At 66.8% G+C, this 21,739-nt stretch carries 21 protein-coding genes and 1 tRNA gene; 7 read left to right on the top strand and 15 right to left on the bottom strand.

The genetic code is table 11. The features are described 5' to 3' along the window. Positions 1–94: 94 nt before the first annotated feature. The 3 genes from ACNQFN_RS19735 to ychF form a co-directional block, all read right to left on the bottom strand. Positions 95–883 carry a hypothetical protein gene (locus ACNQFN_RS19735; RefSeq protein ID WP_009523632.1) on the bottom strand — a complete coding sequence of 263 codons (789 nt, stop codon included), beginning with the start codon at positions 881–883 and terminating at the stop codon, positions 95–97. After that, positions 880–2,052, bottom strand: a complete 1,173-nt coding sequence (locus ACNQFN_RS19730) for a tyrosine-type recombinase/integrase (RefSeq protein ID WP_418647352.1) — start codon at positions 2,050–2,052, stop codon at positions 880–882. The genes ACNQFN_RS19735 and ACNQFN_RS19730 overlap by 4 nt, the downstream gene beginning before the upstream one ends. Before the next feature lie 218 nt (positions 2,053–2,270). Then, positions 2,271–3,362, bottom strand: a complete 1,092-nt coding sequence (gene ychF, locus ACNQFN_RS19725; protein WP_418647351.1) for a redox-regulated ATPase YchF — start codon at positions 3,360–3,362, stop codon at positions 2,271–2,273. A 189-nt stretch (positions 3,363–3,551) separates the two neighbouring features. Here ychF and ACNQFN_RS19720 point away from each other — a divergent pair, with 189 nt between their 5' ends. Further along, entirely contained in the window at positions 3,552–4,430 is an 879-nt protein-coding gene (locus ACNQFN_RS19720; protein ID WP_068635971.1) for an ATP adenylyltransferase family protein, read from the top strand. 143 nt (positions 4,431–4,573) lie between these two features. Here ACNQFN_RS19720 and pth read toward each other — a convergent pair whose 3' ends face one another. The 7 genes from pth to ACNQFN_RS19685 all read right to left on the bottom strand — a co-directional run bounded on the left by pth (position 4,574) and on the right by ACNQFN_RS19685 (position 10,276). Then, a complete protein-coding gene (gene pth, locus ACNQFN_RS19715; protein WP_418647350.1) occupies positions 4,574–5,209 on the bottom strand; it encodes an aminoacyl-tRNA hydrolase in 636 nt (211 codons plus the stop codon). Positions 5,210–5,258: 49 nt separating this feature from the next. Next, a complete protein-coding gene (locus ACNQFN_RS19710; RefSeq protein WP_068635969.1) occupies positions 5,259–5,858 on the bottom strand; it encodes a 50S ribosomal protein L25/general stress protein Ctc in 600 nt (199 codons plus the stop codon). Positions 5,859–5,944: 86 nt separating this feature from the next. Next, on the bottom strand, positions 5,945–6,895 hold the full coding sequence (locus ACNQFN_RS19705) for a ribose-phosphate pyrophosphokinase (RefSeq protein ID WP_068635968.1): 951 nt from the start codon (positions 6,893–6,895) through the stop codon (positions 5,945–5,947). Positions 6,896–6,985: 90 nt separating this feature from the next. Next, positions 6,986–7,062 (bottom strand) — tRNA-Gln (locus ACNQFN_RS19700). A 48-nt stretch (positions 7,063–7,110) separates the two neighbouring features. Then, on the bottom strand, positions 7,111–7,989 hold the full coding sequence (gene ispE, locus ACNQFN_RS19695; RefSeq protein ID WP_068635967.1) for a 4-(cytidine 5'-diphospho)-2-C-methyl-D-erythritol kinase: 879 nt from the start codon (positions 7,987–7,989) through the stop codon (positions 7,111–7,113). Further along, positions 7,971–8,558, bottom strand: a complete 588-nt coding sequence (lolB, locus tag ACNQFN_RS19690; protein ID WP_068635966.1) for a lipoprotein insertase outer membrane protein LolB — start codon at positions 8,556–8,558, stop codon at positions 7,971–7,973. Before lolB ends, ispE begins: the two co-directional genes overlap by 19 nt. Continuing rightward, positions 8,555–10,276 carry a tetratricopeptide repeat protein gene (locus ACNQFN_RS19685; protein ID WP_068635987.1) on the bottom strand — a complete coding sequence of 574 codons (1,722 nt, stop codon included), beginning with the start codon at positions 10,274–10,276 and terminating at the stop codon, positions 8,555–8,557. The genes lolB and ACNQFN_RS19685 overlap by 4 nt, the downstream gene beginning before the upstream one ends. A 242-nt stretch (positions 10,277–10,518) precedes the next feature. Between ACNQFN_RS19685 and mutM the strand changes: the two genes are divergently transcribed. Together mutM and ACNQFN_RS19675 are read left to right on the top strand one after the other, a co-directional pair. Then, positions 10,519–11,337, top strand: coding sequence for a bifunctional DNA-formamidopyrimidine glycosylase/DNA-(apurinic or apyrimidinic site) lyase (gene mutM / locus ACNQFN_RS19680; protein WP_418647349.1), 819 nt, complete (start codon positions 10,519–10,521; stop codon positions 11,335–11,337). Positions 11,338–11,470: 133 nt separating this feature from the next. After that, on the top strand, positions 11,471–13,435 hold the full coding sequence (locus ACNQFN_RS19675) for a dynamin family protein (protein ID WP_418647348.1): 1,965 nt from the start codon (positions 11,471–11,473) through the stop codon (positions 13,433–13,435). Positions 13,436–13,514: 79 nt separating this feature from the next. Here the strand turns inward: ACNQFN_RS19675 and ACNQFN_RS19670 are convergent, their stop codons facing one another. From ACNQFN_RS19670 to ACNQFN_RS19650, 5 genes are read right to left on the bottom strand one after another with little or no spacing between them, the layout of a single operon-like run. Next, complete coding sequence (locus tag ACNQFN_RS19670) at positions 13,515–13,763, bottom strand: YfhL family 4Fe-4S dicluster ferredoxin (RefSeq protein WP_068635963.1); 249 nt, start codon at positions 13,761–13,763, stop codon at positions 13,515–13,517. A gap of 16 nt (positions 13,764–13,779) precedes the next feature. After that, positions 13,780–14,271, bottom strand: coding sequence for a pantetheine-phosphate adenylyltransferase (coaD, locus tag ACNQFN_RS19665; protein WP_068635962.1), 492 nt, complete (start codon positions 14,269–14,271; stop codon positions 13,780–13,782). Next, positions 14,268–14,807, bottom strand: a complete 540-nt coding sequence (gene rsmD, locus ACNQFN_RS19660; protein ID WP_068635961.1) for a 16S rRNA (guanine(966)-N(2))-methyltransferase RsmD — start codon at positions 14,805–14,807, stop codon at positions 14,268–14,270. The genes coaD and rsmD overlap by 4 nt, the downstream gene beginning before the upstream one ends. Next, positions 14,804–16,162 (bottom strand): M16 family metallopeptidase, encoded by a 1,359-nt coding sequence (locus tag ACNQFN_RS19655; protein ID WP_418647347.1) that lies wholly within the window; start codon positions 16,160–16,162, stop codon positions 14,804–14,806. Before ACNQFN_RS19655 ends, rsmD begins: the two co-directional genes overlap by 4 nt. Before the next feature lie 43 nt (positions 16,163–16,205). Beyond that, a complete protein-coding gene (locus tag ACNQFN_RS19650; protein WP_418647346.1) occupies positions 16,206–17,588 on the bottom strand; it encodes a M16 family metallopeptidase in 1,383 nt (460 codons plus the stop codon). 164 nt (positions 17,589–17,752) lie between these two features. On the opposite strand from ACNQFN_RS19650, the gene ftsY reads away from it, so the two are divergent. The 4 genes from ftsY (at position 17,753) to ahpC (ending at position 21,627) form a co-directional block, all read left to right on the top strand. Then, on the top strand, positions 17,753–19,153 hold the full coding sequence (ftsY, locus tag ACNQFN_RS19645) for a signal recognition particle-docking protein FtsY (protein WP_068635959.1): 1,401 nt from the start codon (positions 17,753–17,755) through the stop codon (positions 19,151–19,153). Beyond that, positions 19,150–19,860: a cell division ATP-binding protein FtsE gene (locus ACNQFN_RS19640; protein ID WP_418647345.1), complete on the top strand. Its 711-nt coding sequence runs from the start codon at positions 19,150–19,152 to the stop codon at positions 19,858–19,860. Before ftsY ends, ACNQFN_RS19640 begins: the two co-directional genes overlap by 4 nt. 79 nt (positions 19,861–19,939) lie before the next feature. Next, a complete protein-coding gene (gene ftsX, locus ACNQFN_RS19635; protein WP_418647344.1) occupies positions 19,940–20,836 on the top strand; it encodes a permease-like cell division protein FtsX in 897 nt (298 codons plus the stop codon). A 227-nt stretch (positions 20,837–21,063) separates the two neighbouring features. Continuing rightward, on the top strand, positions 21,064–21,627 hold the full coding sequence (gene ahpC / locus ACNQFN_RS19630) for an alkyl hydroperoxide reductase subunit C (RefSeq protein WP_418647343.1): 564 nt from the start codon (positions 21,064–21,066) through the stop codon (positions 21,625–21,627). Positions 21,628–21,739 lie beyond the last annotated feature (112 nt).

Below are 21,739 nucleotides of genomic sequence, written 5' to 3'. Positions count from 1 at the left end.
TGACTGAAGCCGTGCGCACGGACATTAAATATGCGAAAAACAGCGTCACTTTCTGTCCGTCGTAAATCCCCTCCAGCGGATGCGAGCTGTTAGATCAATCCGGAGAGTTTATAGAAACGCCTTGAAAACTGATCCGGTAGCTGATTTCACCGGATACGTGTTTGTCACCATGGAGGTAGCATCTTTCCCCCTTACGCATCTTGCGAAGCATGGTTTTAGCGCGCTGAATACTGGTTACTGGGTTTTCTCCCGCTTCGTGAAAGACTGCGGCCAAGCAACGTACCGCGTCGGACTCCAGGACTTGGTCCCCCCGTTTTCTCTCTCTCCCGCTATTTGCAACGCCAAGCGTCCAACCAGCGATGTGGCAGATCCAAACGAACTCCATCGCGGTATCAAGCTCGACGGCAAGTGATGGTCTGCCTCTTTTATTAGACGCGAGTCCGTCTGCAACCATTTGAAGTGTGTGCAGGTTGTGTTGGATCAGGACGCGCTCATGACTACGTGTTGATTCGATATTTAGCTCCGCCCACAACTGCTCGACATCCGGCTCATTAGCTGCCGCATCAGGTGTGCCCGACGACAAATACCGATTTTCCTCACTTAGAAGCCACTCGATCTCATCAGGCTTTAAACCCATCAATGCTTCCTGCAGTAGGTGAACAGCTTTGGCGACGGCCTGGTAGCGTTTTTTTCTCTCTTCGTCTTTGAGGGGTTTGGCTTGGCCCGCATGCCACTTCGCCAACGTTTTAAGCTGCTCGGAAAAAGCAGCGGGGTCTCTGAAAACGGGAAGGCCACAACGGGTTCTGCGAGCAAAAATTTCATATTCAATTTGACCGAGAGGGAGAAAAGCCTGCCCATCGCTTGATGTTGTACTCGGCTTCATACTTGCCCCTTCCATTCATCCAACTTGTCCGCCCATTCCTGCATCATGGCGCGACGCTCATCGAAATAGGTGGCGTGGTTGTAGGTACGACGCACATTGTTCTGGTCAGCATGGGCAAGCTGGGCTTCGATGGCATCTGGGCGGTAGCCCATCTCATTAAGACGGGTACTGCCGCTGGTCCGCGTGGCGTGTGGGCTATAGGTGCCGCTCCACCCCAAAGCCTTGATCGCCTGGCGAAGTGATGCGGCGGACATTGGGGCGTTGCGATCATCTCGGCCTGGAAACAAGTGCTTGCGGTTGCCGGTAATGGCATGCAGTCCTTTGAGCATCTCCACTGCCTGTCGTGGCAGAGGTACGACGTGCTCCTTGCGTGCTTTCATGCGCTGCGCCGGGATACGCCAAACAGCCTTCTCAAGGTCAAACTCATCCCAGGCCGCCTCGGCCACTTCGGTCGGTCGCGCCAGGGTCCACCACATCAGTTGCATGCAATGACTTACCTGAAAGCTGCAGCGGTGGTTTGCGAAGTCGCTCAGCAGTTTGCCGATCTGCTCTTTACTCAGCGCCGGCTTGTGCTGGGTCTTGTTTGCTGGTAGCGCCTTGCGCACCGGCCAAACCGGGTCGCTGTCGGCTCGCAAGGTGGCGACGGCGAACTCGAACACGGCGGACATGGTGCGCCGCGCCTCGGCGGCGACCGTGGGCGCGCCACGCTTTACTGTTTTCTGCAGGATGTCCAGGACATGGGCTGGCGTTATTTCGCGAACCGGCATATTGCCGATACTGGGGAACACCACGCGCTCCAGCATATCCAGACGCCGGTTCTTGGTGACATCTTCCCAGTCCTTTGTCTGCAGCCACTCCTTGGCGACGATCTCGAAGGTGTTCTTAGCTTCGCTGGCTTGCCGGATGCGGTCGAGCTGCCTTTGCTGGGCGGGATTGATGCCTTGCTTGACCAGTTTGCGTGCGGCCTCGCTGCGTTCCCTGGCTTCAGAGAGCGTAACGGCAGGGTATTCGCCAAGCGCAAACATGCTGGCCTTGCCATTCAGTGTGAAGCGGTATCGCCAAGCCTTGACTCCGTTGGGCTTGACTTCGAGGTAGAGCCCGCGCTGGTCATTCAAGCGGTAGAGCTTTTCCCTGGGCTTGGCGTTGCGGCAGTGCGTGTCGGTAAGCATGGTGGCTGACTCCTTGTCATGGCGACAGCGTTACTATACTCACTTATTCGCACATACTCCAAGAGCTGTACTCGCTAGCGTACTCAGGCATGCATTGACTGCTCGGGAAACTTGAAGCAGCGCTATGAAACAATAAAACCGCGCAACTGCGCGGTTTTATTGGGGGTTTTCATGCTTTCCTGGTGTTTCATGAAACATCAGGAAAACGGCATGGCGACTCAGACGTTGAACAGGAAATTCAGCACATCCCCATCCTTCACCACGTACTCCTTCCCTTCCGCGCGCATCTTGCCGGCTTCCTTGGCGCCGGCTTCGCCCTTGTACTGGATGAAGTCGTCGAAGGCGATGGTCTGGGCGCGGATGAAGCCGCGTTCGAAGTCGGTGTGGATGACGCCGGCGGCCTGGGGGGCGGTGTCGCCGGCGTGGATGGTCCAGGCGCGGACTTCCTTGACGCCGGCGGTGAAGTAGGTCTGCAGGCCGAGCAGCGTGTAGCCGGCGCGGATCAGGCGGTCGAGGCCGGGTTCGTCGAGGCCCATGGTCTCGAGGAATTCCTTCTTGTCGGCGTCGTCGAGGTCGGCGATCTCGGCTTCGATGGAGGCGCACAAGGCCACCACCTGGGCGCCTTCGGCGGCGGCGTGGGCGCGCACGGCGTCCAGCTGCGGGTTGTTCTCGAAGCCGTCCTCGGCGACGTTGGCGGCGTAGAGCACCGGCTTGGCGGTGATCAGGCAGAAGGGCTTGAGGCTGGCCCACTCTTCCTTGGCGAGGTCGAGCGCGCGCACCGGCTTGCCGGCGTCGAGCTGGGCGAAGCATTTTTCCAGCACCGCGACCAGGATCTTGGCTTCCTTGTCGCCGGAGGCGGCGGGGCGCTTGTAGCGGTTGATGGCTTTTTCGACGGTGGCGAGGTCGGCCAGCGCGAGTTCGGTGTCGATGACTTCGATGTCGCGGATCGGGTCGACGCTGCCGGAGACGTGGATGACGTTGTCGTCGGCGAAGCAGCGCACGACGTGCACGATGGCGTCGGTTTCGCGGATGTTGGCGAGGAACTGGTTGCCCAGGCCTTCACCCTTGGAAGCGCCCGCGACCAGGCCGGCGATGTCGACGAATTCGACGATGGCGGGCTGCACGCGCTGCGGCTTGACGATCTCGGAGAGCTGGTCGAGGCGCGGGTCGGGCACCTCGACGATGCCGACGTTGGGCTCGATGGTGCAGAACGGGTAGTTCTCGGCCTGGATGCCGGCCTTGGTCAGGGCGTTGAAGAGGGTCGACTTGCCGACGTTGGGCAGTCCGACGATTCCGCATTTCAGGCTCATGTGAATCCTTGTCGTTCCGGGGCGGAGCGCCGCGCAGGCGGGCTATTGCCTTGATCCGGTGTGGAAAACCGCGAATTGTACCGCGATGGGCTGCAGCGCCAAAACCGGGCGAGGGCTTCAAAACGATGGGGCTGCGCCTACAATGTCCGGTCTGTATTGCCACAAGACGAATCAAGGAGGAGAGGAGATATGGCGAGCAATTGGATCGAGGCGATCGATGCGCGCAGCGCGAGCGCGCTGGCGTCGGGGGCCTTGCAGCCGGTGCAGGCGGAGCAGACCGAGATGGAAGACGGCGGCATGCGCTTCATCGTGCGCTGGGTGTCGTCGCTGGCGGTGAAGGATGCGGCCAAGACGGCCCAGGTGGCGATTCCGGGCGGTCCGCGCGACCCGAACTTCAACCCCTTCCTGAATCCCGATCCGGAGCTGACCGTCGGCCCGCTGGGCGACGAGCATGTCGTGATCCTGAACAAGTTCCCGCTCAGCGAGCGCCACCTGGTGCTGGCGCGGCGCGCGTTCGAGGAGCAGCTGCTGCCGCTGGCGCGCAGCGACTTCGCCGCGCTGGCGGAGATCATGGCCGAGGCCGGCGGCATCGGGCTGTACAACGGCGGCACCGCTGCAGGCGCGAGCCAGCGCCACAAGCATGTGCAGTGGATTCCCTCGACCGCGGGCAATGCCAGCCTGCGCATCTTTGCGCCCGGCCTGCCGGCAGGGCTGCCCGAGCAGGGCGTGGCCCAGCATCCGGCGCTGCCGATGAAGCATTGCTTCGTGCGCGTGTGCTGCGGCGAGGGCGTGCCGGTGGAGGTGGCGGCGGACAGCCTGTACGCGGCCTACCGTCTGGCCTGCGAGACGCTGGCGCTGCAGCCGGGCGAAGATGGCCTGCTGCCGCCGTACAACTTGCTGGCGAGCGACGGCTGGCTGCTGGTGCTGCCGCGCAGCGCGGAGTGCTTCGAGGGGATCTCGATGAGCGCGGTGTGCTTCGGCGGCACGCTGTACACCCGCCAGCCCGAGCAGATCGAGTCGATTCGCCGCGTGGGGCCGTTGCGGGCGCTGGCGGCGGTGGGGTATTGATATTGCGGGGTAGGATGGGTAGAGCCGTAGGCGAAACCCATCATTTGCGATGGAGCCTAGCTCCTCTGACGTGATGGGTTTCGCTGTGATGGGTTTCGCTGTGATGGGTTTCGCTTCGCTCTACCCATCCTACCTCTCATGGATCAGGCGCCAGCGTCGTCCGGCACCTTGGGCTTCGGTGGCTTGGGCGGGGCCGGCCGGGCGTTCAGCCGGGTGGCGGCGGTGTTGAGTTCGCCGCGGGCGAGCAGCGGCCAGGTGGCGAGGGCCTTGTCGATGGCTTCGTCGATCTGCTGCTGTTCCTTGCGCCGTGCCGGCTTGAGGACGAAATTCACCACTTCGCTGCGGTCGCCGGGGTGGCCGATGCCGATGCGCAGGCGCCAGTAATCATTGGTGCCGAGGTGGGCGGAGGTGTCCTTGAGGCCGTTGTGGCCGCCGAGGCCGCCGCCGAACTTCAGGCGCAGCTGGCCGGGGGGGATGTCCAGCTCGTCGTGTACGACGAGGATTTCCGCAGGTTCGATGCGATAGAAACGCGCGAGGGCGCCGATGGCCTGGCCCGAGCGGTTCATGAAGGTCTGCGGCATCAGCAGCCATGCGCCGGCTTCGCGCGCATTGGCGACCAGGCCGTGGAAACGTGATTCGTGCGAGAAGCGCAGGCCGAGCTCGTCGGCGAGCCGCTCACAAAACCAAAACCCGGCATTGTGCCGGGTTTCAGCGTATTCACCGCCCGGATTGCCGAGACCGACGATGAGGCGCAGGGGGCGCGAAGGCGCTGTGCTCATCGATCTATGGTCTCCGGCTTTCCGTGGAGTGGGACTCGGGCGGTGGGGCTCAGGCAGCCTCGCCTTCGCTCTCGGCGTCGGCAGCGCCCTTGACCTTCAGCGAGCTGGCGACCACCGGGTCGGCGTCGCCGTGCTGGACCAGTTCGACGCCGGCCGGCAGCTTGATCTGCGAGACGTGCACCGACTGGCCGGCTTCCAGCGCCGACAGGTCGACCTCGACGAACTCGGGCAGGTCCTTCGGCAGGCACTGGACGTCGATTTCGTTGAGGACGTGCGAGACGATGCAGCCGCCCAGCTTCACCGCCGGGCAGACGTCGTCGCCGATGAAGTGCAGCGGCACCTTCAGGTGCATCTTCTGGTTGGCGTCGACGCGCTGGAAGTCGATGTGCAGGACTTGCGGCTTGAAGGCGTGCCACTGGGTGTCGCGCAGCACGACGGTTTCCTTCTTGCCGTCGACGTCGATGTTCAGCACGGACGAGTGGAACACTTCCTTGCGCAGCAGGTGGAACAGCTCGTTGTGGTCGAGCGTGATCGGCAGGGCTTCGCTGCCGCCGTAGATGATGCCCGGCAGCTGGCCGGCACGACGCAGGCGGCGGCTCGCACCCGTACCTTGAGCGTCACGCTTGGTGGCCTTGAATTGGATTTGCATGTGTTGCTCCTGAAGTTGATGTCTCCGCCCGCGACCAGGCGAAAACGCAAGAAACCCGCCCCTTCAGCCGAAGGCGCGGGCGAAAATCATTCCATGAACAGCGACGAGACGGATTCTTCGTTGCTGATGCGCAGGATGGTGTCGGCCAGCAGCGAGGCGACCGAGACCTGGCGGATGCGCGGGCTGGCCTTGGCGTCGTCGCGCAGCGGGATGGTGTCGGTGACGACCAGTTCGTCGAGTTCGGAGTCGTTGATGCGCGACACCGCAGCGCCCGACAGCACGGCGTGCGTGCAGTAGGACAGCACCCGCTTGGCGCCGTGTTCCTTGAGCGCGGAGGCAGCCTTGCACAGCGTGCCGGCGGTATCGACGATGTCGTCCATGATCACGCAGGTGCGGCCTTCGACCTCGCCGATGATGTTCATGACCTCGGAGACGTTGGCCTTCGGACGGCGCTTGTCGATGATTGCCAGGTCGCATTCCATGCGCTTGGCGAAGGCGCGGGCGCGCACCACGCCGCCGACGTCGGGCGACACCACCAGCAGGTCGTCGTACTTCTGCTTGTCGAGGTCGTTCAGCAGCACCGGCGCGGCATAGACGTTGTCGACCGGGATGTCGAAGAAGCCCTGGATCTGGTCGGCGTGCAGGTCCATCGTCAGCAGGCGCTGGACGCCGGCGGCCTGCAGCATGTTGGCGACGACCTTGGCCGTGATCGGCACGCGCGCCGAGCGCGGGCGGCGGTCCTGGCGGGCATAGCCGAAGTAGGGGATGGCGGCGGTGATGCGTCCGGCCGAGGCGCGCTTGAGCGCATCGACCAGCACCAGCAGTTCCATCAGGTTTTCGTTGGTGGGCGAACAGGTCGGCTGCAGCACGAAGACGTCCTTGCCGCGGACGTTCTCGAGCAGCTCGATGTTGACTTCACCGTCCGAGAAGCGGCCGACGGTGGCCGAGCCGAGGGAGATGCCCAGGCGCCGCGTCACGTCCGCGCCGAGCTTGGGGTTGGCGTTGCCGGTGAAGACCATCAGGCTGCCGTGGGGCATGATCGCTGCTCCGATGCCGTTTGAATTGTCGACCCTTAAAAACGAATCGGGCAGGCTCCCGGATAACCCCTGGGCCTGCCCGTCGTTGTATGGCTGGGGAGGAAGGATTCGAACCCTCGAATGCCGGAATCAAAATCCGGTGCCTTAACCGACTTGGCGACTCCCCAATAAACCTTTTTCGCCAGCTCGTGAAATCGACTGTAACGAAGCGGCCGCTATTCTAGCCATTCGTACAGCGGATGGCGAGAGGCCGTTCGCACGTTCCAGGCCGTCCAGCGTTGCGGACAGCTTGCGGCGATGCGTTCCGCGTCCCGGGCCGAAGGCACTTCGGCGAAGACGCAGGCGCCCGAGCCTGTCATCCGGGCTGGTGCGTATTGCATCAGCCAGTCGATCGCACGTTGCACTTCCGGGTAGCGGCTGCATGCCATGGCCTGCAGATCGTTCCGTGTGGTGCTTGCTGCGAAGTCCGCCATTCTGATGAGAGGCGTGTTTCTCGTCAAGCCCTCTGCCGAAAAAATTTCGCCGGTGGGCACCGATACGCCCGGCGACACGATCACGTACCAGGCGGGTGACAGGTCCAGCGGCTGCAGGGTTTCGCCCACGCCTTCGGCGAAGGCGTCGCGGCCGAAGATGAAGACGGGCACGTCGGCGCCGAGCTGCAGGCCCAGCGCCTGCAGCTCGGCGCGACCGAGCCCGGTGCCCCACAGGCGGTTGAGCGCGATCAGTGCCGTCGCCGCATCCGAACTGCCGCCGCCGATGCCGCCGCCCATCGGCAATACCTTGTGCAGCGCGATGTCGGCGCCGAGGCGGCAGCCGGTATGCGCCTGCAGCAGGCGAGCCGCGCGCACGACCAGGTCTTGCTCGGGCGGCACGCCGGCAATCTCGGTGGTGCGCCGGATCTCGCCGTCCTCGCGCAGGCCGAAGTCGAGCGTGTCGCCCCAGTCGAGCAGCCGGAAGGCGGTCTGCAGCAGGTGGTAGCCGTCGGCCCGGCGGCCGGTGACGTGCAGGAACAGATTGAGCTTGGCCGGCGCGGGGCAGCCCGGCAGGCGTCGCGGGTCGGAAGTGTCCGGCAGGGTCAGGGCAGGGCGGTCCATGAGTCGATGACGAGGCGGATGCGGGCGTCGCCGCGGGAGACGTCGAGGCGGGCCGGCGGCGCGTCGCCGGCGGTGCCGGCGTATTCGAGGTATTCGATGCGCCAGCCCTGGTCGATGAGGATGGCCGGCCGGCCGGCGCTGTCGAGCGTGCGGACTTCGGCATCGGCGTCGGGCGCGGCCTGCACCCAGCGGCTCAGGCGGCCGGCCGGCACCTCGATGCCGAGCACGCGCGGCAGCAGGGCTTCCGCGCTGGCGGCGTGCAGCGACTGGCCGTCGGCGGTGCGCAGGCGGGCGCCGGCGGCATCGGCGTCGAGCGTGGCGACGACCTGCCCCATCGGCGTCAGCAGGGCGAAGCTGTCGGTGTCGTGTTCGTGCCGCCATTCGATGCGGCCGCTGGCGGCCCGGCTGCCGTCGTTGGCGGAGATGCGGCCCTGCAGCTCGAAGGCGGACGAGAAGCTGCGTGCGGCGACGTCCGCCGGCGCGCCGGCCGGGAGCGGTGCGCAGGCGGAGAGTGCCAGTGCGGCTGCGGCGATGGCCGCAGCCGGCAGGGGAAGGCGGTGCGTCGTCATCGGCCGCGCAGGCGGCGGACGGTGTCGGCCAGCAGGCTGTTGTCGGGGTGGGCCTGGCGGGCTTCGTCGAAGATGCGGTTGGCGTCCTCGCGGCGGTCCAGCGCCCACAGCACTTCGCCGAGGTGGGCGGCGATCTCGGCGTCCTGGCGGATCGTGTAGGCGCGCTCGAGGTGTGCCAGCGCGCCGGCTGCATCGCCGAGACGGAAACGTACCCAGCCCAGGCTGTCGAGAATGAAGGCGTCGTCGGGCAGCAGTTCGTGTGCGCGGGCGATCAGCGCCTCGGCTTCGTCCAGGCGCAGGCCGCGGTCGGCGAGCGAATAGCCCAGTGCGTTGTGGGCATGGGCGTGCTCGGGTTCGAGTTCGATCACGCGCCGCAGACGGGCTTCCATGACGTCGATGTGGTTCAGGCGCTCGGCCAGCATCGCCGTTTCGTACAGCAGGTCGACATCGTCCGGCGTGGCCGCCAGTGCCTTGTCCAGTGCGGCGAGGGCCTCGTCGGCGCGTCCGGCTTCGCGCAGCAGCTGGGCTTCGGCCAGCAGGTAGCGGCGCATGTCCTCGTCGCTGCCCTGCTGCGCCTTCAGCAGCGCGCGGGCTTCGTCGATGCTGCCTTCGCGCGCCAGGCTCCGTGCGCTGCGGATCATCGCCTCGGAATGGTGGCGTTCATCGGTGACTTCGCCGAACCACTTGCGTGCCAGCACGCCTTCGCCGCGCTGTTCGGCGATCTGGCCGAGCTGCAGGCGGATCAGGTCGGGTTGTGGATGGCCGGCTTCGAGGGCTTCCAGGTAGCGGGCCTCGGCGTCGGCGGTATCGTCGAGCTGCATCGACAGCAGGCCGATGGCGTAGAGCAGTTCGGCGTCGCCGGGGTTGGCGGCGAGCAGGCGGCGGAATTCGTCGCGCGCCGCCTCGAAGCGCTGCGCGCTGACCAGCGCGCGGGCGTAGGTCAGGCGCAGCGAGGCGCTGTCGGGGTTGCGGGCGAGTTCGGTTTCCAGCTGGCGTACCGCTTCGGCGCTGGCGCCGGTATGCTGCAGGATCTGCGCCTTCAACTGGACGGCGGGTTCCCAGCCCGGCCTCAACTGCAGTGCGGTGTCGACCGCGCCCAGCGCCTGCATCGGTTCTTCGGCGATCATCGCCGCCTGGGCGCGGGCGATGTGGGCTTCGGGGAGGTCGAGGTAGGGATCGGTCAGGCGCCGGACGATGCCGTGCGCCGCTTCCTTGTCGGGAACGCCCGCGAGCGCCCGGTTCAGGCTCAGCAGGTTCTGGGCGAGACGGGCGCTGGACTGGGCCAGGGTGCGGGCCAGCTGGATCTGGATCTGTTCGAGGTTGACCCGGGCGCCGCTGCCCATCTGGCCGCTGACGCCGGCAAAGACGCGGCGGGCCTCTTCGGAGTCGGGCGCGGTTTCGGTCCACAGCCGGGCGGCTTCGCCAGCCAGTTGGGGGTTGCGCGAATACATCGCGATCTCGGTGGCGCGGCGGGCGATGCGCGGATCGCGCGTGGCCCGCGCGAGGTCGACGTAGAGCTGGGCCGACAGGCCGATCTGGCCGCGCGCGCCGGCGATTTCGGCGAGCAGGAACTGGTAGATCGTGCGCGGCGTCAGCTCCTGGGCCGGTAGCGCCCCGCCTGCCTCGCCCTTGTCCGCCGCGCCGGCGAGGCAGGCGGTGGTGCTCAGGCCCATGACCAGGCACAGGATGCGGAGAGAGCGGGAGGCGCGAGTGTTCATGTCGATGGTCCGGCGGGCTGCAGCGGTTTGCGCAGTGAAGATGGTGCCACGGAAGGCGGGGGCGCACATGCAAGGATGTGTACCGTGGGTGTCGGCAGGTTTTGGAGTGCTGCTCTAGAATTCGGTTCGTATCGAACATGGTATGCAGATCGGCGTCCGGCCCGCAAGACGGGCCGTGCGGGCGCCGTGAGGTTTGCCCAGGCTCGTACCCGCCCCCGTGACCCGATCCCCCGATAGCGCCGATGCCCGAACTGCCCGAAGTCGAAACCACCTGCCGCGGTATCCGCCCCCATGTCGAAGGCCGGCAGCTGAGCGGGCTGCGCGTGCGCAATCCACGGCTGCGCCTGCCGGTGCCGCCCGAACTCGCCGACCGGATCGTCGGCCGGGTGCTGCAGGGCGTGTCGCGGCGGGCGAAGTACCTGCTGCTGGATTTCGGCCCCGGCACGGTGATCGTGCATCTGGGCATGTCGGGCAGCCTGCGCCTGGTCGGTGCCGACGAAGTGCCCGGCGCGCACGACCATGTCGATTTCGTCTTCGGTGCGCAGGCCCTGCGCCTGCGCGATCCGCGCCGCTTCGGCATGGTGGTGTGGCAGGAGGGGGCGCCCGAACGGCATCCGCTGCTGGCGCATCTGGGGCCGGAGCCGCTGAGCGAGGTTTTCGATGCGGCCTGGCTGTTCCGCGTCACGCGCGGCCTGCGGGCGCCGATCAAGCACGTGCTGATGGACAACCGCAAGCTGGTCGGCGTCGGCAACATCTATGCGTCGGAAAGCCTGTTCCGTGCCCGCATCCATCCGCTGGAGCCGGCCGGCGCGCTCGGCCTGCGGCGCTGTGCGCGGCTGGTGCAGACGGTGCGCGAAACGCTGGCCGACGCCATCGCCGCAGGGGGCAGCACCTTGCGCGACTTCGTCGGCGGCGATGGCCGGCCCGGCTATTTCCAGCAGCAGTACTTCGTCTATGGCCGCGCCGGCGAAGCCTGCCGGCAGTGCGGCAGCACGGTGCTCGGCATCGTCAGCGGCCAGCGGGCGACCTGCTTCTGCCCGCGTTGCCAGCGCCGCCGCTGATCCCCGCCTGCCGTCGAAGCCGGCATATCCCCGCACATTCGGCCGGAGTGCGTATTTCTGCATGGTCGCGTTTCGTGTTCGCCGCTATGCTGTGGATATTTCGCTTGGTGTCCTGAGTCCTGTGAGCGGCCCGATGACCGAATTGATCGACCAGTTTTCAGCCTACGCCGGTTGGCGCACCGCCGCCGCCGATTCCGTCGCGCGCCTGCGCGCATGGCTGGCACGCAATGAAGTCGGCGATGTCCAGAGCGATCTTCGCCTGCAATACCTGCTGGAGCGTCTGCGTGACGACAAGCTGACGGTGGCTTTCGTCGCCGAGTTCTCGCGCGGCAAGTCGGAGTTGATCAATGCGATCTTCTTCGCCGACTACGGCGATCGCATCCTGCCTTCCAGCGCAGGGCGCACGACGATGTGCCCGACGGAGCTGCAATGGCGCAAGGGGGCGCAGCCGGAGCTGCGCCTGCTGCCGATCCGCACGCGCGCCTGCCAGACGCCGGTCAGCGAGCTGAAGCGCTATGCCGAGGAGTGGCAGAGCGTGTCGCTGCAGAGCCTGGATGCCGGCAGCCTGCAGGCTGCGCTCGCCCGCGTCGGCGAAACCGAACGCGTGACGCAGGACGAGGCCGTCCGCCTCGGTTTCGCCGTCGATGCCGACGGCGACGAAGGGCTGAAGCCGGGCGCGGACGGCCTGGTCGAGATTCCGAGCTGGCGCCATGCGGTGATCCAGTTTCCGCATCCCCTGCTCGAGCAAGGCCTGGTGGTGCTCGACACGCCGGGCCTGAACGCGATCGGCGCCGAACCCGAGCTGACCTTGTCGATGCTGCCGAGCGCGCATGCGGTGCTGTTCATCCTCGCTGCCGACACCGGCGTCACGCAGAGCGACCTGACCGTGTGGCGCAGCTATGTGCAGGGCGGCAGCCAGCGCGGCCGCCTGGTGGTGCTGAACAAGATCGACGGCCTGTGGGACGGCCTGCGGGACGAGGCGCGGATCGATGCCGAGATCGCCCGCCAGGTGGACTCGGTCGCGGAGACGCTGGAGATCGACGCCGAGGCGGTGTTTCCGGTGTCGGCGCAGAAAGGGCTGGTGGCGCGCGTCACCGGTGATGCGCCGCTGCTCGCGCGCAGCCGCATGCCGGCGCTGGAACAGGCGCTGACCGGCGACCTGCTGTCCGCCAAGCAGGACATCGTGCGCGAAGACACGCTGGCCGAAACCGGCGAGGTGATGGTGCAGACGCGCGCGCTGCTCGAAGCCCGCCTGGCCGGCCTGCGCGAGCAACTGCAGGAACTGACCGACCTGCGGGGCAAGAACCAGAGCGTCATCGAGTACATGATGCGCAAGATCCGCAGCGAGAAGGACGACTTCGAGCAGGGGCTGCAGAAGTACTACGCCGTGCGTTCGGTGTTCTCCGATCTCACCAACAGCCTGCTCGCCAGCATCGGCATGGATGCGCTGCGCGACCAGACCCGCCGTACGCGCGAGGCGATGCTGGAATCGACCTTCACCAAGGGCCTGCGCGACGCGATGGAAGGCTTCTTCCGGCATCTGCGCGAGAACCTGCTGCGTTCGACGGGAGAAATCGGCGAAATCTCGAAGATGCTCGACGCCATGTACAAGCGCTTCAGCGTCGAGCACGGACTCAGGCTGACGCCGCCCGAAACCTTCTCCACGCTGCGCTACGAGAAAGAGCTCGACCGCCTGGAAACGGCTTTCAACCGCCAGCTCAACACCACGCTGACGCTGGTGACGACCGAAAAGCATGCGCTGACGCAGAAGTTCTTCGAGACCGTCGCGGTGCAGGCCAGGCGCACTTTCGAAGTCGCCAACCGCGACGTCGAACAGTGGCTGCGGGCGGTGATGTCGCCGCTGGAGACCCAGGTGCGCGAGTACCAGATCCAGCTCAAGCGCCGGCTCGAAAGCGTCAAGCGCATCCACCAGGCCACGGACACGCTGGAAGATCGGGTCGAGGAACTGAAGCAGGGCGAGGACAACGTGCTGGCGATGCTGGCGCAGCTCGATGCCTTGCAGCAGGAAATCGCCAAAACCCTCGGTCCGCTGGCGCAGGGCGAACGGGAAAGCGGCGAAATGCGCGCAGCGGCCTGAACGCCGCTGTTGCGCCGGAATGCACGAGGCCGCCCGCTGCATCGCGGGCGGCCTCGTCGTCTTCAGCGCAAGCGGCCGTTCAGCCTGCGGTCAGCTTGTTGTACTTCTCCATCAGCTCTTCATGTGTTTCCGGCCGGTCCGGGTCGAGCGGAATACAGTCGACCGGGCAGACCTGCTGGCATTGCGGTTCGTCGAAGTGGCCGACGCACTCGGTGCACTTGTTCGGATCGATGACGTAGATTTCGTCACCCTGGGAGATGGCGCCGTTGGGGCATTCCGGTTCGCAGACGTCGCAGTTGATGCACTCGTCGGTAATCTTCAGAGCCATGGTGTTCGCTTCCTTGCTATTGCCTTGATTTCAATTTTTCCTGCAGCCGTACCAGCACCGAAGGCTGCACGAACTTGCTTACATCGCCGCCCAGACGGGCGATTTCCCGGACCATCGTGGCCGAGATGAACATGTACTCCTCCGCTGGCGTCAGGAATACCGTTTCGACGTCCGGGTGAAGCTTGCGGTTCATCCCGGCCATCTGGAACTCGTACTCGAAGTCCGACACCGCGCGCAGGCCGCGCAGGATCACGCGCGCGTTCTGCTGCCTGAGAAAATCCATCAGCAGGCAGTCGAAGCCGGCGACCCTGACGTTGGGGTAGCCGGAAACCGCCTCGCGGGCAATGTCCACCCGCTCGTCGAGCGTGAAGATCGGCCCCTTGCTGTTGCTGCGCGCAACCGCGACGATGACGCTGTCGAACAGCACCGACGCCCGGCGGACGAGATCGGCATGTCCCCGGGTGAACGGGTCGAACGTCCCCGGATAGACTGCCACCGCTTCCTTCATTCCTGGCTCCTGCGCATCAGATGGAAATTGACCGTTCCGGCGCGGCCCTGCTTCACTGCCTGCCAGTTCCCCAGCGTTGCCACCGTGGCTTCGGACTCGACGTAGATCCATCCGTCGGGCTTCAGCAGCGCGTCCAGCCAGGGTTGTATCCGCTCGATCCAGCCCTGCTCGTAGGGTGGGTCGAGAAACACGCCGTCGAACTTCCGTTGCGCGTTTTGGGCGAATCTTACCGCATCGCCGCACACGATCTCTACTTGTGACGCTTGTAAGGTCTTTGCCGATTTGTGCAGCGCGGCGACCGCGCGGGGGTTGCGCTCGACCAGCACGACCGATTCGGCGCCGCGCGAGGCGGCTTCGAAGCCGAGGATGCCGCTGCCGGCGAAGAGATCGAGGCAGTGCTCGCCATCGAGCGTCTGGCCGAGCCAGTTGAACAGGGTTTCGCGCACGCGGTCCGGCGTCGGACGCAGGCCCTGGGCGTCGGTGACCTCGAGCAGGCGCGAGCGCCACTGGCCGCCGACGATGCGCACACGGCTCATCGGGCGGCTTCTGCGGCTTCGGCCGGCGCGGCGGTGTCGCCGTCGCCGCCGGCGATCACGGTGACGAGCCGGTCGGCGTGGATGCGGCGGGCGAAAGCGTCGCGGATCTGCTCGGCGTCGACCGCGGCGACCTGCTGCGGATAGGTGTCGAGCCAGTCGAGCGGCAGGCGGTAGAAGCCGATCATCGCCACGTAGCCGAGGATCTTGGCGTTCGAGTCCAGGCGCAGGCCGAAGCCGTTGATCAGGTTGTCCTTGGCGGCCTGAAGCTCTTCTGCGCTCGGACCTTCGGCGATGAAGCCGGCCAGGGTGTCGCGCACCACCGCGAGGGCTTCGTCGGTCTGGCTGCCGCGGGTCTGCAGGCCGATCTGGAAGGGGCCGGCGACCTGCTGCGGCGAGAAGAAGCTATACACGCTGTAGGCGAAGCCGCGCTTTTCGCGCACCTCCTTGGTCAGCCGCGACACGAAGCCGCCGCCGCCGAGCACGTAGTTGCCCACCAGCAGCGGGAAGTAGTCGGCATCCTCGCGTGCCAGGCCGGGCTGGCCGACGAGGATGTGGGCCTGCGCCGAAGGGTTGGCGATGCGCAGCACGGCGGCCTGGGTCGGCGCCGGGGCGGGCAGCGGTGCAGCGGCCGCGACCGGCGGCAACTGCTCGGTCAAGCGGATGGCGATGCGCTCGGCGGTGGCGCGATCGACGTCGCCGACGATGGCGACCGAGGCGCGCCGGGCGCCGAAATGACGGCTATGGAAATCGACCAGATCGTCGCGCGTGATCGCCTCCAGCGATTCCGGCGTGACGCTGCCGCCGTAGGGGTGGCCGGCATACAGCGCTTCGTTGAAGCGGCGGGCGGCCAGCGTGGCGGGTTTGGTCAAGGCTTCGCGCAGGCCGGCGAGGGCGCGCTTGCGCTCGCGCTCGAGGATCTCTTCAGGGAAGGTGGGCTGGGCGAGCAGGCTGGCGCCGAGCTCGACCGCGGCGTCGCGCTCGGTTGCGGACGACAGGCTGCGAATCGACAGGCTGGCGCGGTCGCTGTCGGTGCTGCCACCGATCTGCGCGCCGATGTCGGCGATCCGCTCGGCGATCTGCTGTTCGTCGAGCGTGGCGGTGCCGGCGTCGAGCAGGTTCTGCGTCAGGCTGGCGAGGCCGGCCTTGTCGGCGGGTTCGTAGGCCGAGCCGGCGGCGAAATCGACCTGGATGTCGACCAGCGGCAGGGCGCGGCTTTCGACGTAGAGCACGCGGGCGCCGGTCGGGGCGGTCCATTGTTCGATCTTCGGGCCGGCCAGTGCGGGGCCGGCGACGAACTGGGCGAGCAGCACCAGGCTGGCGAGGAAAGGTGTGAACAGGCGGGAAGTCTTGGTCATGTCGGAGGTTCCGTCCGGAGAATCAGTCGGTTGGCGGAAGCGATCAGTGATGCGCCGGCGCGAGCGGCGAGCGCGGGCGAGGGGGCGCCGGCGGCTGCGGCTCGAGGCGGGCGGCGTTCAGGCTGTCGTCGCTGAAGTAGCGCTGTGCCACGCTGCGGACTTCCTCGGCGGTGACGCTGCGCAGGCCTTCGAGCAGCAGCTCTTCGTCGCGCCACGACAGGCCGGCCGATTCCATGTAGCCGATTTCCATCGCCTGCCCCATCAGCGAGTCGCGCTTGTAGACCCGGCTGGCCACGGCCTGGGTCTTGACCCGGGCAAGCTCGGCCTCGCTGACGCCTTCGTCGCGGATGTGCTGCAGTTCGGCGCGCAGGGCGGCTTCGAGTTCGTCGACCGAGTGGCCGGGGGCCGGTACGCCGTCGAGGTAGAACAGTGCCGGGCCGCGGCCGCTGCCGTCGTAGCCGGCGCCGGCGGACAGCGCCAGGGCGCTGTCGCGCACCAGCCTGCGGGTCAGGCGGGCGCCGTCGTAGCCGTCGAGCACGGCCGACAGCACCTGCAGCGCGTAGGCGTCGCGATCCCGTGCCGGGTCGCGCATGGCGGGCACGTGCCAGGCCATGCTCAGGTAGGGCAGTTCGGCCGGCGCCTTCACCACCGCCTGGCGCGGCCCCTGCTGGACGGGTTCGGCGGAGATGCGGCGGGCGGGCAGCGGGCGAGCGGCGATCGGGCCGTAGTAGCGTTCGGCGTCGCGGAACACGCGGCGGTGATCGACGTCGCCCACCACCACCAAGTAGGCGTTGGCCGGCGTATACCAGCGGCGATACCACTCGCGGGCGTCCTCGGGCTGCATCGCCTCCAGGTCGGGCATCCAGCCGATCACCGGGCGGCGGTAGGGATGGGCCTTGAAGGCGGTGGCCATCAACTGTTCGTAGACCAGCGCGCGCGGCTGGTCGTCGGTGCGCAGGCGGCGCTCTTCCTTGACGACTTCGAGTTCGCGGCGGAAGGCTTCGTCGTCCAGCACCAGGTGCTGCATGCGGTCGGCTTCGAGCGCCATCATCTCGCTCAGCCGGTCCGGCGGCACCTGCTGGAAATAGGCGGTGTAGTCCTTGCCGGTGAAGGCGTTGTCGCGTCCGCCGACCGCGGCCACCCGCTTGTTGAACTCGCCGGGGCCGACGTTCTTCGTACCCTTGAACATCATGTGCTCGAGCACGTGGGCGACGCCGGACACGCCTTCGGGTTCGTCCATCGAGCCGCTGCGGTACCACACCATATGCACCGCCGATGGCGCGCGGCGGTCTTCCTTGACGATGACCTTCATGCCGTTGGTGAGCGTGGTCTCGAAGGGATTGGCAAGCACGGCCGAAGGCGTGAGCAGCGGTGCGGCGGCAATGCCGCCGATGACGAGGGCGCGGGCAAACGTGTGGAGAAACATGGGGATGTCCTGCATCTGTTAGAATTCGCGGCGCTCCGCCGGGCCTGGCGCGCAGTGCGCGCCGGCCGGACGGGGAGCCGCATCTTAACGTGATCGGTTGCGGGTGCCCACGGCTGGCGTGGGGCGCCGCCGACGCGAAACGTTCCCTCTGACCCGAGCGTGCAATGTTTGGTTTCCTGAAGAAGAAGTTCGGCAAGACCGGGCAAACCGAAGCCGGCCAGCCGCCGGCCGAGGATGTTGCCGAGCAGGTATCGGCCGATGCCGTCGCCGATGTCGCCCCCGAAGCAGAGCAAGAAGTCGTCGCCCTGGAGGTGCCGGCGGAAGCCACCGAAGCGCCTGCGGGGATGCAGGCGGATGAGGCAGAGCCGGCCGCAGCCGTGCCGTCTGCCGATGTCGGGCCCGCCGTCGAAACCGGGCCCGAAGCCGCGGCTGGACCCGTAGCCGAAACCGCGGTCCTGCCGCCGGCCGCCGAGACCGCCGGGCCTGCGACCGCTGGCGATTCTGCAAGCGCCGTCGAGCCCGGGCCGCTGGAAACGCCGGCTGTTGCCGAAGCCGCCGAGCCCGTGGTGCCCGCCGATGAGCCTGCCGTCCCGGCAGCCGCCGAAGCGCCGGCCAAGCGCTCCTGGACCGACCGCCTCAAGGCCGGCCTGGCCCGCACCCGGCAGCAGCTGGGCGGCGGCCTGGCGAGCCTGTTCGGTCGCCGCAAGATCGACGAAGATCTGCTGGAGGAACTCGAATCGACGCTGCTGATGGCCGATTGCGGTGTCGAGGCCACCCAGCACCTGATCGACGACCTGCGCCTGCGCTGGAAGCGCGACCGGCTGGAAACCGCCGACCAGTTGCAGAAGGCGCTGGCCGACGGCCTGCAGGCCATCGTCGCGCCGCTCGAAGAGCCGCTCGACGCCGGCACCCACAAGCCCTTCGTGATCATGATCGCGGGTGTCAACGGCGCCGGCAAGACGACTTCGATCGGCAAGCTGGCCAAGCATTTCCAGGCCCAGGGCAAGAGCGTGCTGCTGGCTGCCGGCGACACCTTCCGCGCCGCGGCGCGCGAGCAGCTGATGACCTGGGGCGAGCGCAACAATGTCACCGTGGTGGCGCAGGACGGCGGCGATGCCGCGGCGGTGATCTTCGATGCGATCAACGCCGCGCGCGCGCGCAACATCGACATCGTGCTGGCCGATACCGCCGGCCGGCTGCCGACCCAGCTCCACCTGATGGAAGAGATCGCCAAGGTCAGGCGCGTCATCGCCAAGGCCGACCCGAGCGGCCCGCACGAGGTGCTGCTGGTGCTCGACGCCAACATCGGCCAGAACGCGCTGGCCCAGGTCAAGGCCTTCGACAAGGCGGTCGGCGTCACCGGCCTGGTCGTGACCAAGCTCGACGGCACCGCCAAGGGCGGCGTGTTGGCGGCGATCGCCCGCCAGTGCCCGAAGCCTTTGCGCTTCATCGGCGTCGGCGAAGGCATCGACGACCTGCAGCCGTTCAAGGCGCGGGAGTTCGTCGATGCGCTGTTCGAGCCCGCCGCGGGCGCGGCCAGGAACGGAGAAGGCGAACGCGCATGATCGTCTTCGAGGATGTGGCCAAACGCTATGCGGGCGGCTACACGGCGCTGGCCGGCGTCGACTTTGCGATTCGCCATGGCGAGCTGGTGGTGCTGTCGGGCCATTCCGGCGCCGGCAAGAGCACGCTGCTGAAGCTGATCCCGGTCATCGAGCGGCCGAGCGCCGGCCGCGTGCTGATCAACGGCCAGGACGTGTCGCATCTGCCGAAGGCGGCGATTCCCTATCTGCGCCGCAATCTCGGCCTGGTGCTGCAGGAAAGCCGGCTGCTGTTCGACCGCAACGTGTTCGACAACGTGATGCTGCCGCTGGTGATCACCGGCCATCCGCCGCGCGACGCCGCCAGGCGGGTGGCGGCCGCGCTCGACCGGGTCGGCCTCAACGGGCGCGGCAAGGAAATGCCGGCGGGGCTGTCGGGCGGCGAGCAGCAGCGGGTGGCGATCGCGCGCGCGATCGTCAACAGGCCATCCATCCTGATCGCCGACGAGCCCACCGCCCACCTCGACCCGGCCTACGCGGCGGACATCGCCGAGCTGTTCCTGTCCTTCAACGAGGCGGGCGTCACCGTGCTCGTCAGCACCCACGACGTTTCCCTGTTCGCCGCCAGCCAGCCGCGCCGGCTGGTGCTGGAGAAGGGCGAACTGACCGGGGACAGCCGCCCCGCCGGCAGCACGGCAGACAAGGGTGGCGAGATGAGGGTGTTCGCATGAGCGCCGTCGCCCGGCTGCCCGAAGGCGGCGTTCCCCTTCGGCGGGGAGATGGTCGCGCCAGCGACCGGAGGGGAGTCCAATGAGCAACTGGCTGTATCTGCATGTGCGGGCCATCGCCCAGGCGCTGCGCCGCCTGTTCGGCCAGCCGGTCGGCACCCTGCTGTCGGCGCTGGTGGTGGGGATCGCGCTGTCGCTGCCGGGCGGCGGCTACCTGCTGCTGGACAATGCCGCCTCGCTGGCGCGCGGTGTGTCGGGAACGCCGGAAATCAGCATCTTCCTCGACACGCAGGCGCAAAAGGCCGACGCCGAGGCGATCGAGGCCAGGCTCAAGGCCATGCCCGCGCTGGCCAGCTACCGCTTCGTCGCCCGTGACGAAGCGCTCGGCCAGCTCGCCGCCAGCGGCCTGGGCGACGTGCTGGCCGGGCTGGGCGACAATCCGCTGCCCGATGCCTTCGTGCTGACACCGCGGGGCGAAGACCCCGAACTGTTCGAGCAGATGGCGGCGGACATCGGCACCTGGCCCACGGTTGCGCATGTGCAGCTCGATTCGGCCTGGGTCGCGCGCCTGCATGCCCTGCTGGAGCTGGGGCGCTCCGCGGTGCTGATGCTGGCCGGGCTGCTCGGCTTCGCCCTTATCATCGTCACCTTCAACACGATTCGCCTGCAGATCCTGACCCAGCGCCAGGAAATCCAGGTGAGCCGCCTGCTCGGTGCGACGGACCCCTTCATCCGCCGGCCCTTCTACTGGTTCGGCGGGCTGCAGGGTGCGCTCGGCGGCCTGGTCGCGCTCGGTACGGTGTGGGCTGGCGTGGAGGCGCTGGGACAGCCGGTGGCGCGGCTGGCGCAGACCTATGGCGCGGTGTTCCAGCTCGGCGGCCCGGATTGGCGCGCGTCGCTGGCGATCGTCGCCTTCGCGGCCTTCCTCGGCTGGCTGGGTGCGGTCATTTCAGTGCGCCGGCATCTCGCCAGCACTTGATTTTCCGGATCTCGCTCCCAGCTATGGAAGATCGCCGGCCTTGCTGCGAGCCTGTCGCCGCAGGCTGGCGGGCGATTGGAGATGACCATTTCTGGATGGCTTGCTGATAGCGAAATTAAATCGACAGTATCTCGATTATCAATTAGAGCAATTCATGGAACCGGTCTAAACTCCGCCCCATCGATTCAACACCCCCGTTTCATCAACCCCCCGCTGGAGGATGCCAGATGTCGCTGATCAACACCGAAGTCAAGCCTTTCAAAGCCCAGGCCTATCAGAACGGCAAGTTCATCGAAATCTCCGACGCCAACCTGAAGGGCAAGTGGTCCGTGCTGATCTTCATGCCGGCCGCCTTCACCTTCAACTGCCCGACCGAAATCGAAGATGCCGCCGAGCACTACGGCGAGTTCCAGAAGGCCGGCGCCGAAGTCTACATCGTCACCACCGACACCCACTTCTCGCACAAGGTGTGGCACGAAACCTCGCAGGCCGTCGGCAAGGCCCAGTTCGCCCTGGTCGGTGACCCGACCCACCAGCTGACCAAGGCCTTCGACGTGCATATCGAGGAAGAAGGCCTGGCTCTGCGCGGTACCTTCATCGTCAACCCGGAAGGCATCATCAAGACGATGGAAGTGCACGACAACGCCATCGCCCGTGACGTCACCGAAACCGTGCGCAAGCTGAAGGCCGCCCAGTACGTCGCCGCCCACCCGAACGAAGTGTGCCCGGCGAAGTGGAAGGAAGGCGAAAAGACGCTGGCGCCGTCGATCGACCTGGTCGGCAAGATCTGAGTCCTTCGTCGCACCGTCCGGGCCCATCCGGCCCGGGCTGCCCGCTCCACAGCCGGCCGAGTGCCGGCTGTGTCGTATCAGGATCGCCGTAAACAGCGGCGGCCGAATTTTT

The sequence above is a fragment of the Thauera butanivorans genome, from assembly GCF_048398245.1.
In the GTDB taxonomy this organism is placed as follows: domain Bacteria; phylum Pseudomonadota; class Gammaproteobacteria; order Burkholderiales; family Rhodocyclaceae; genus Thauera; species Thauera butanivorans.
The sequence above is the reverse complement of the archived record's forward strand: the minus strand, read 5'-3'. Positions and strand labels throughout refer to the sequence as shown.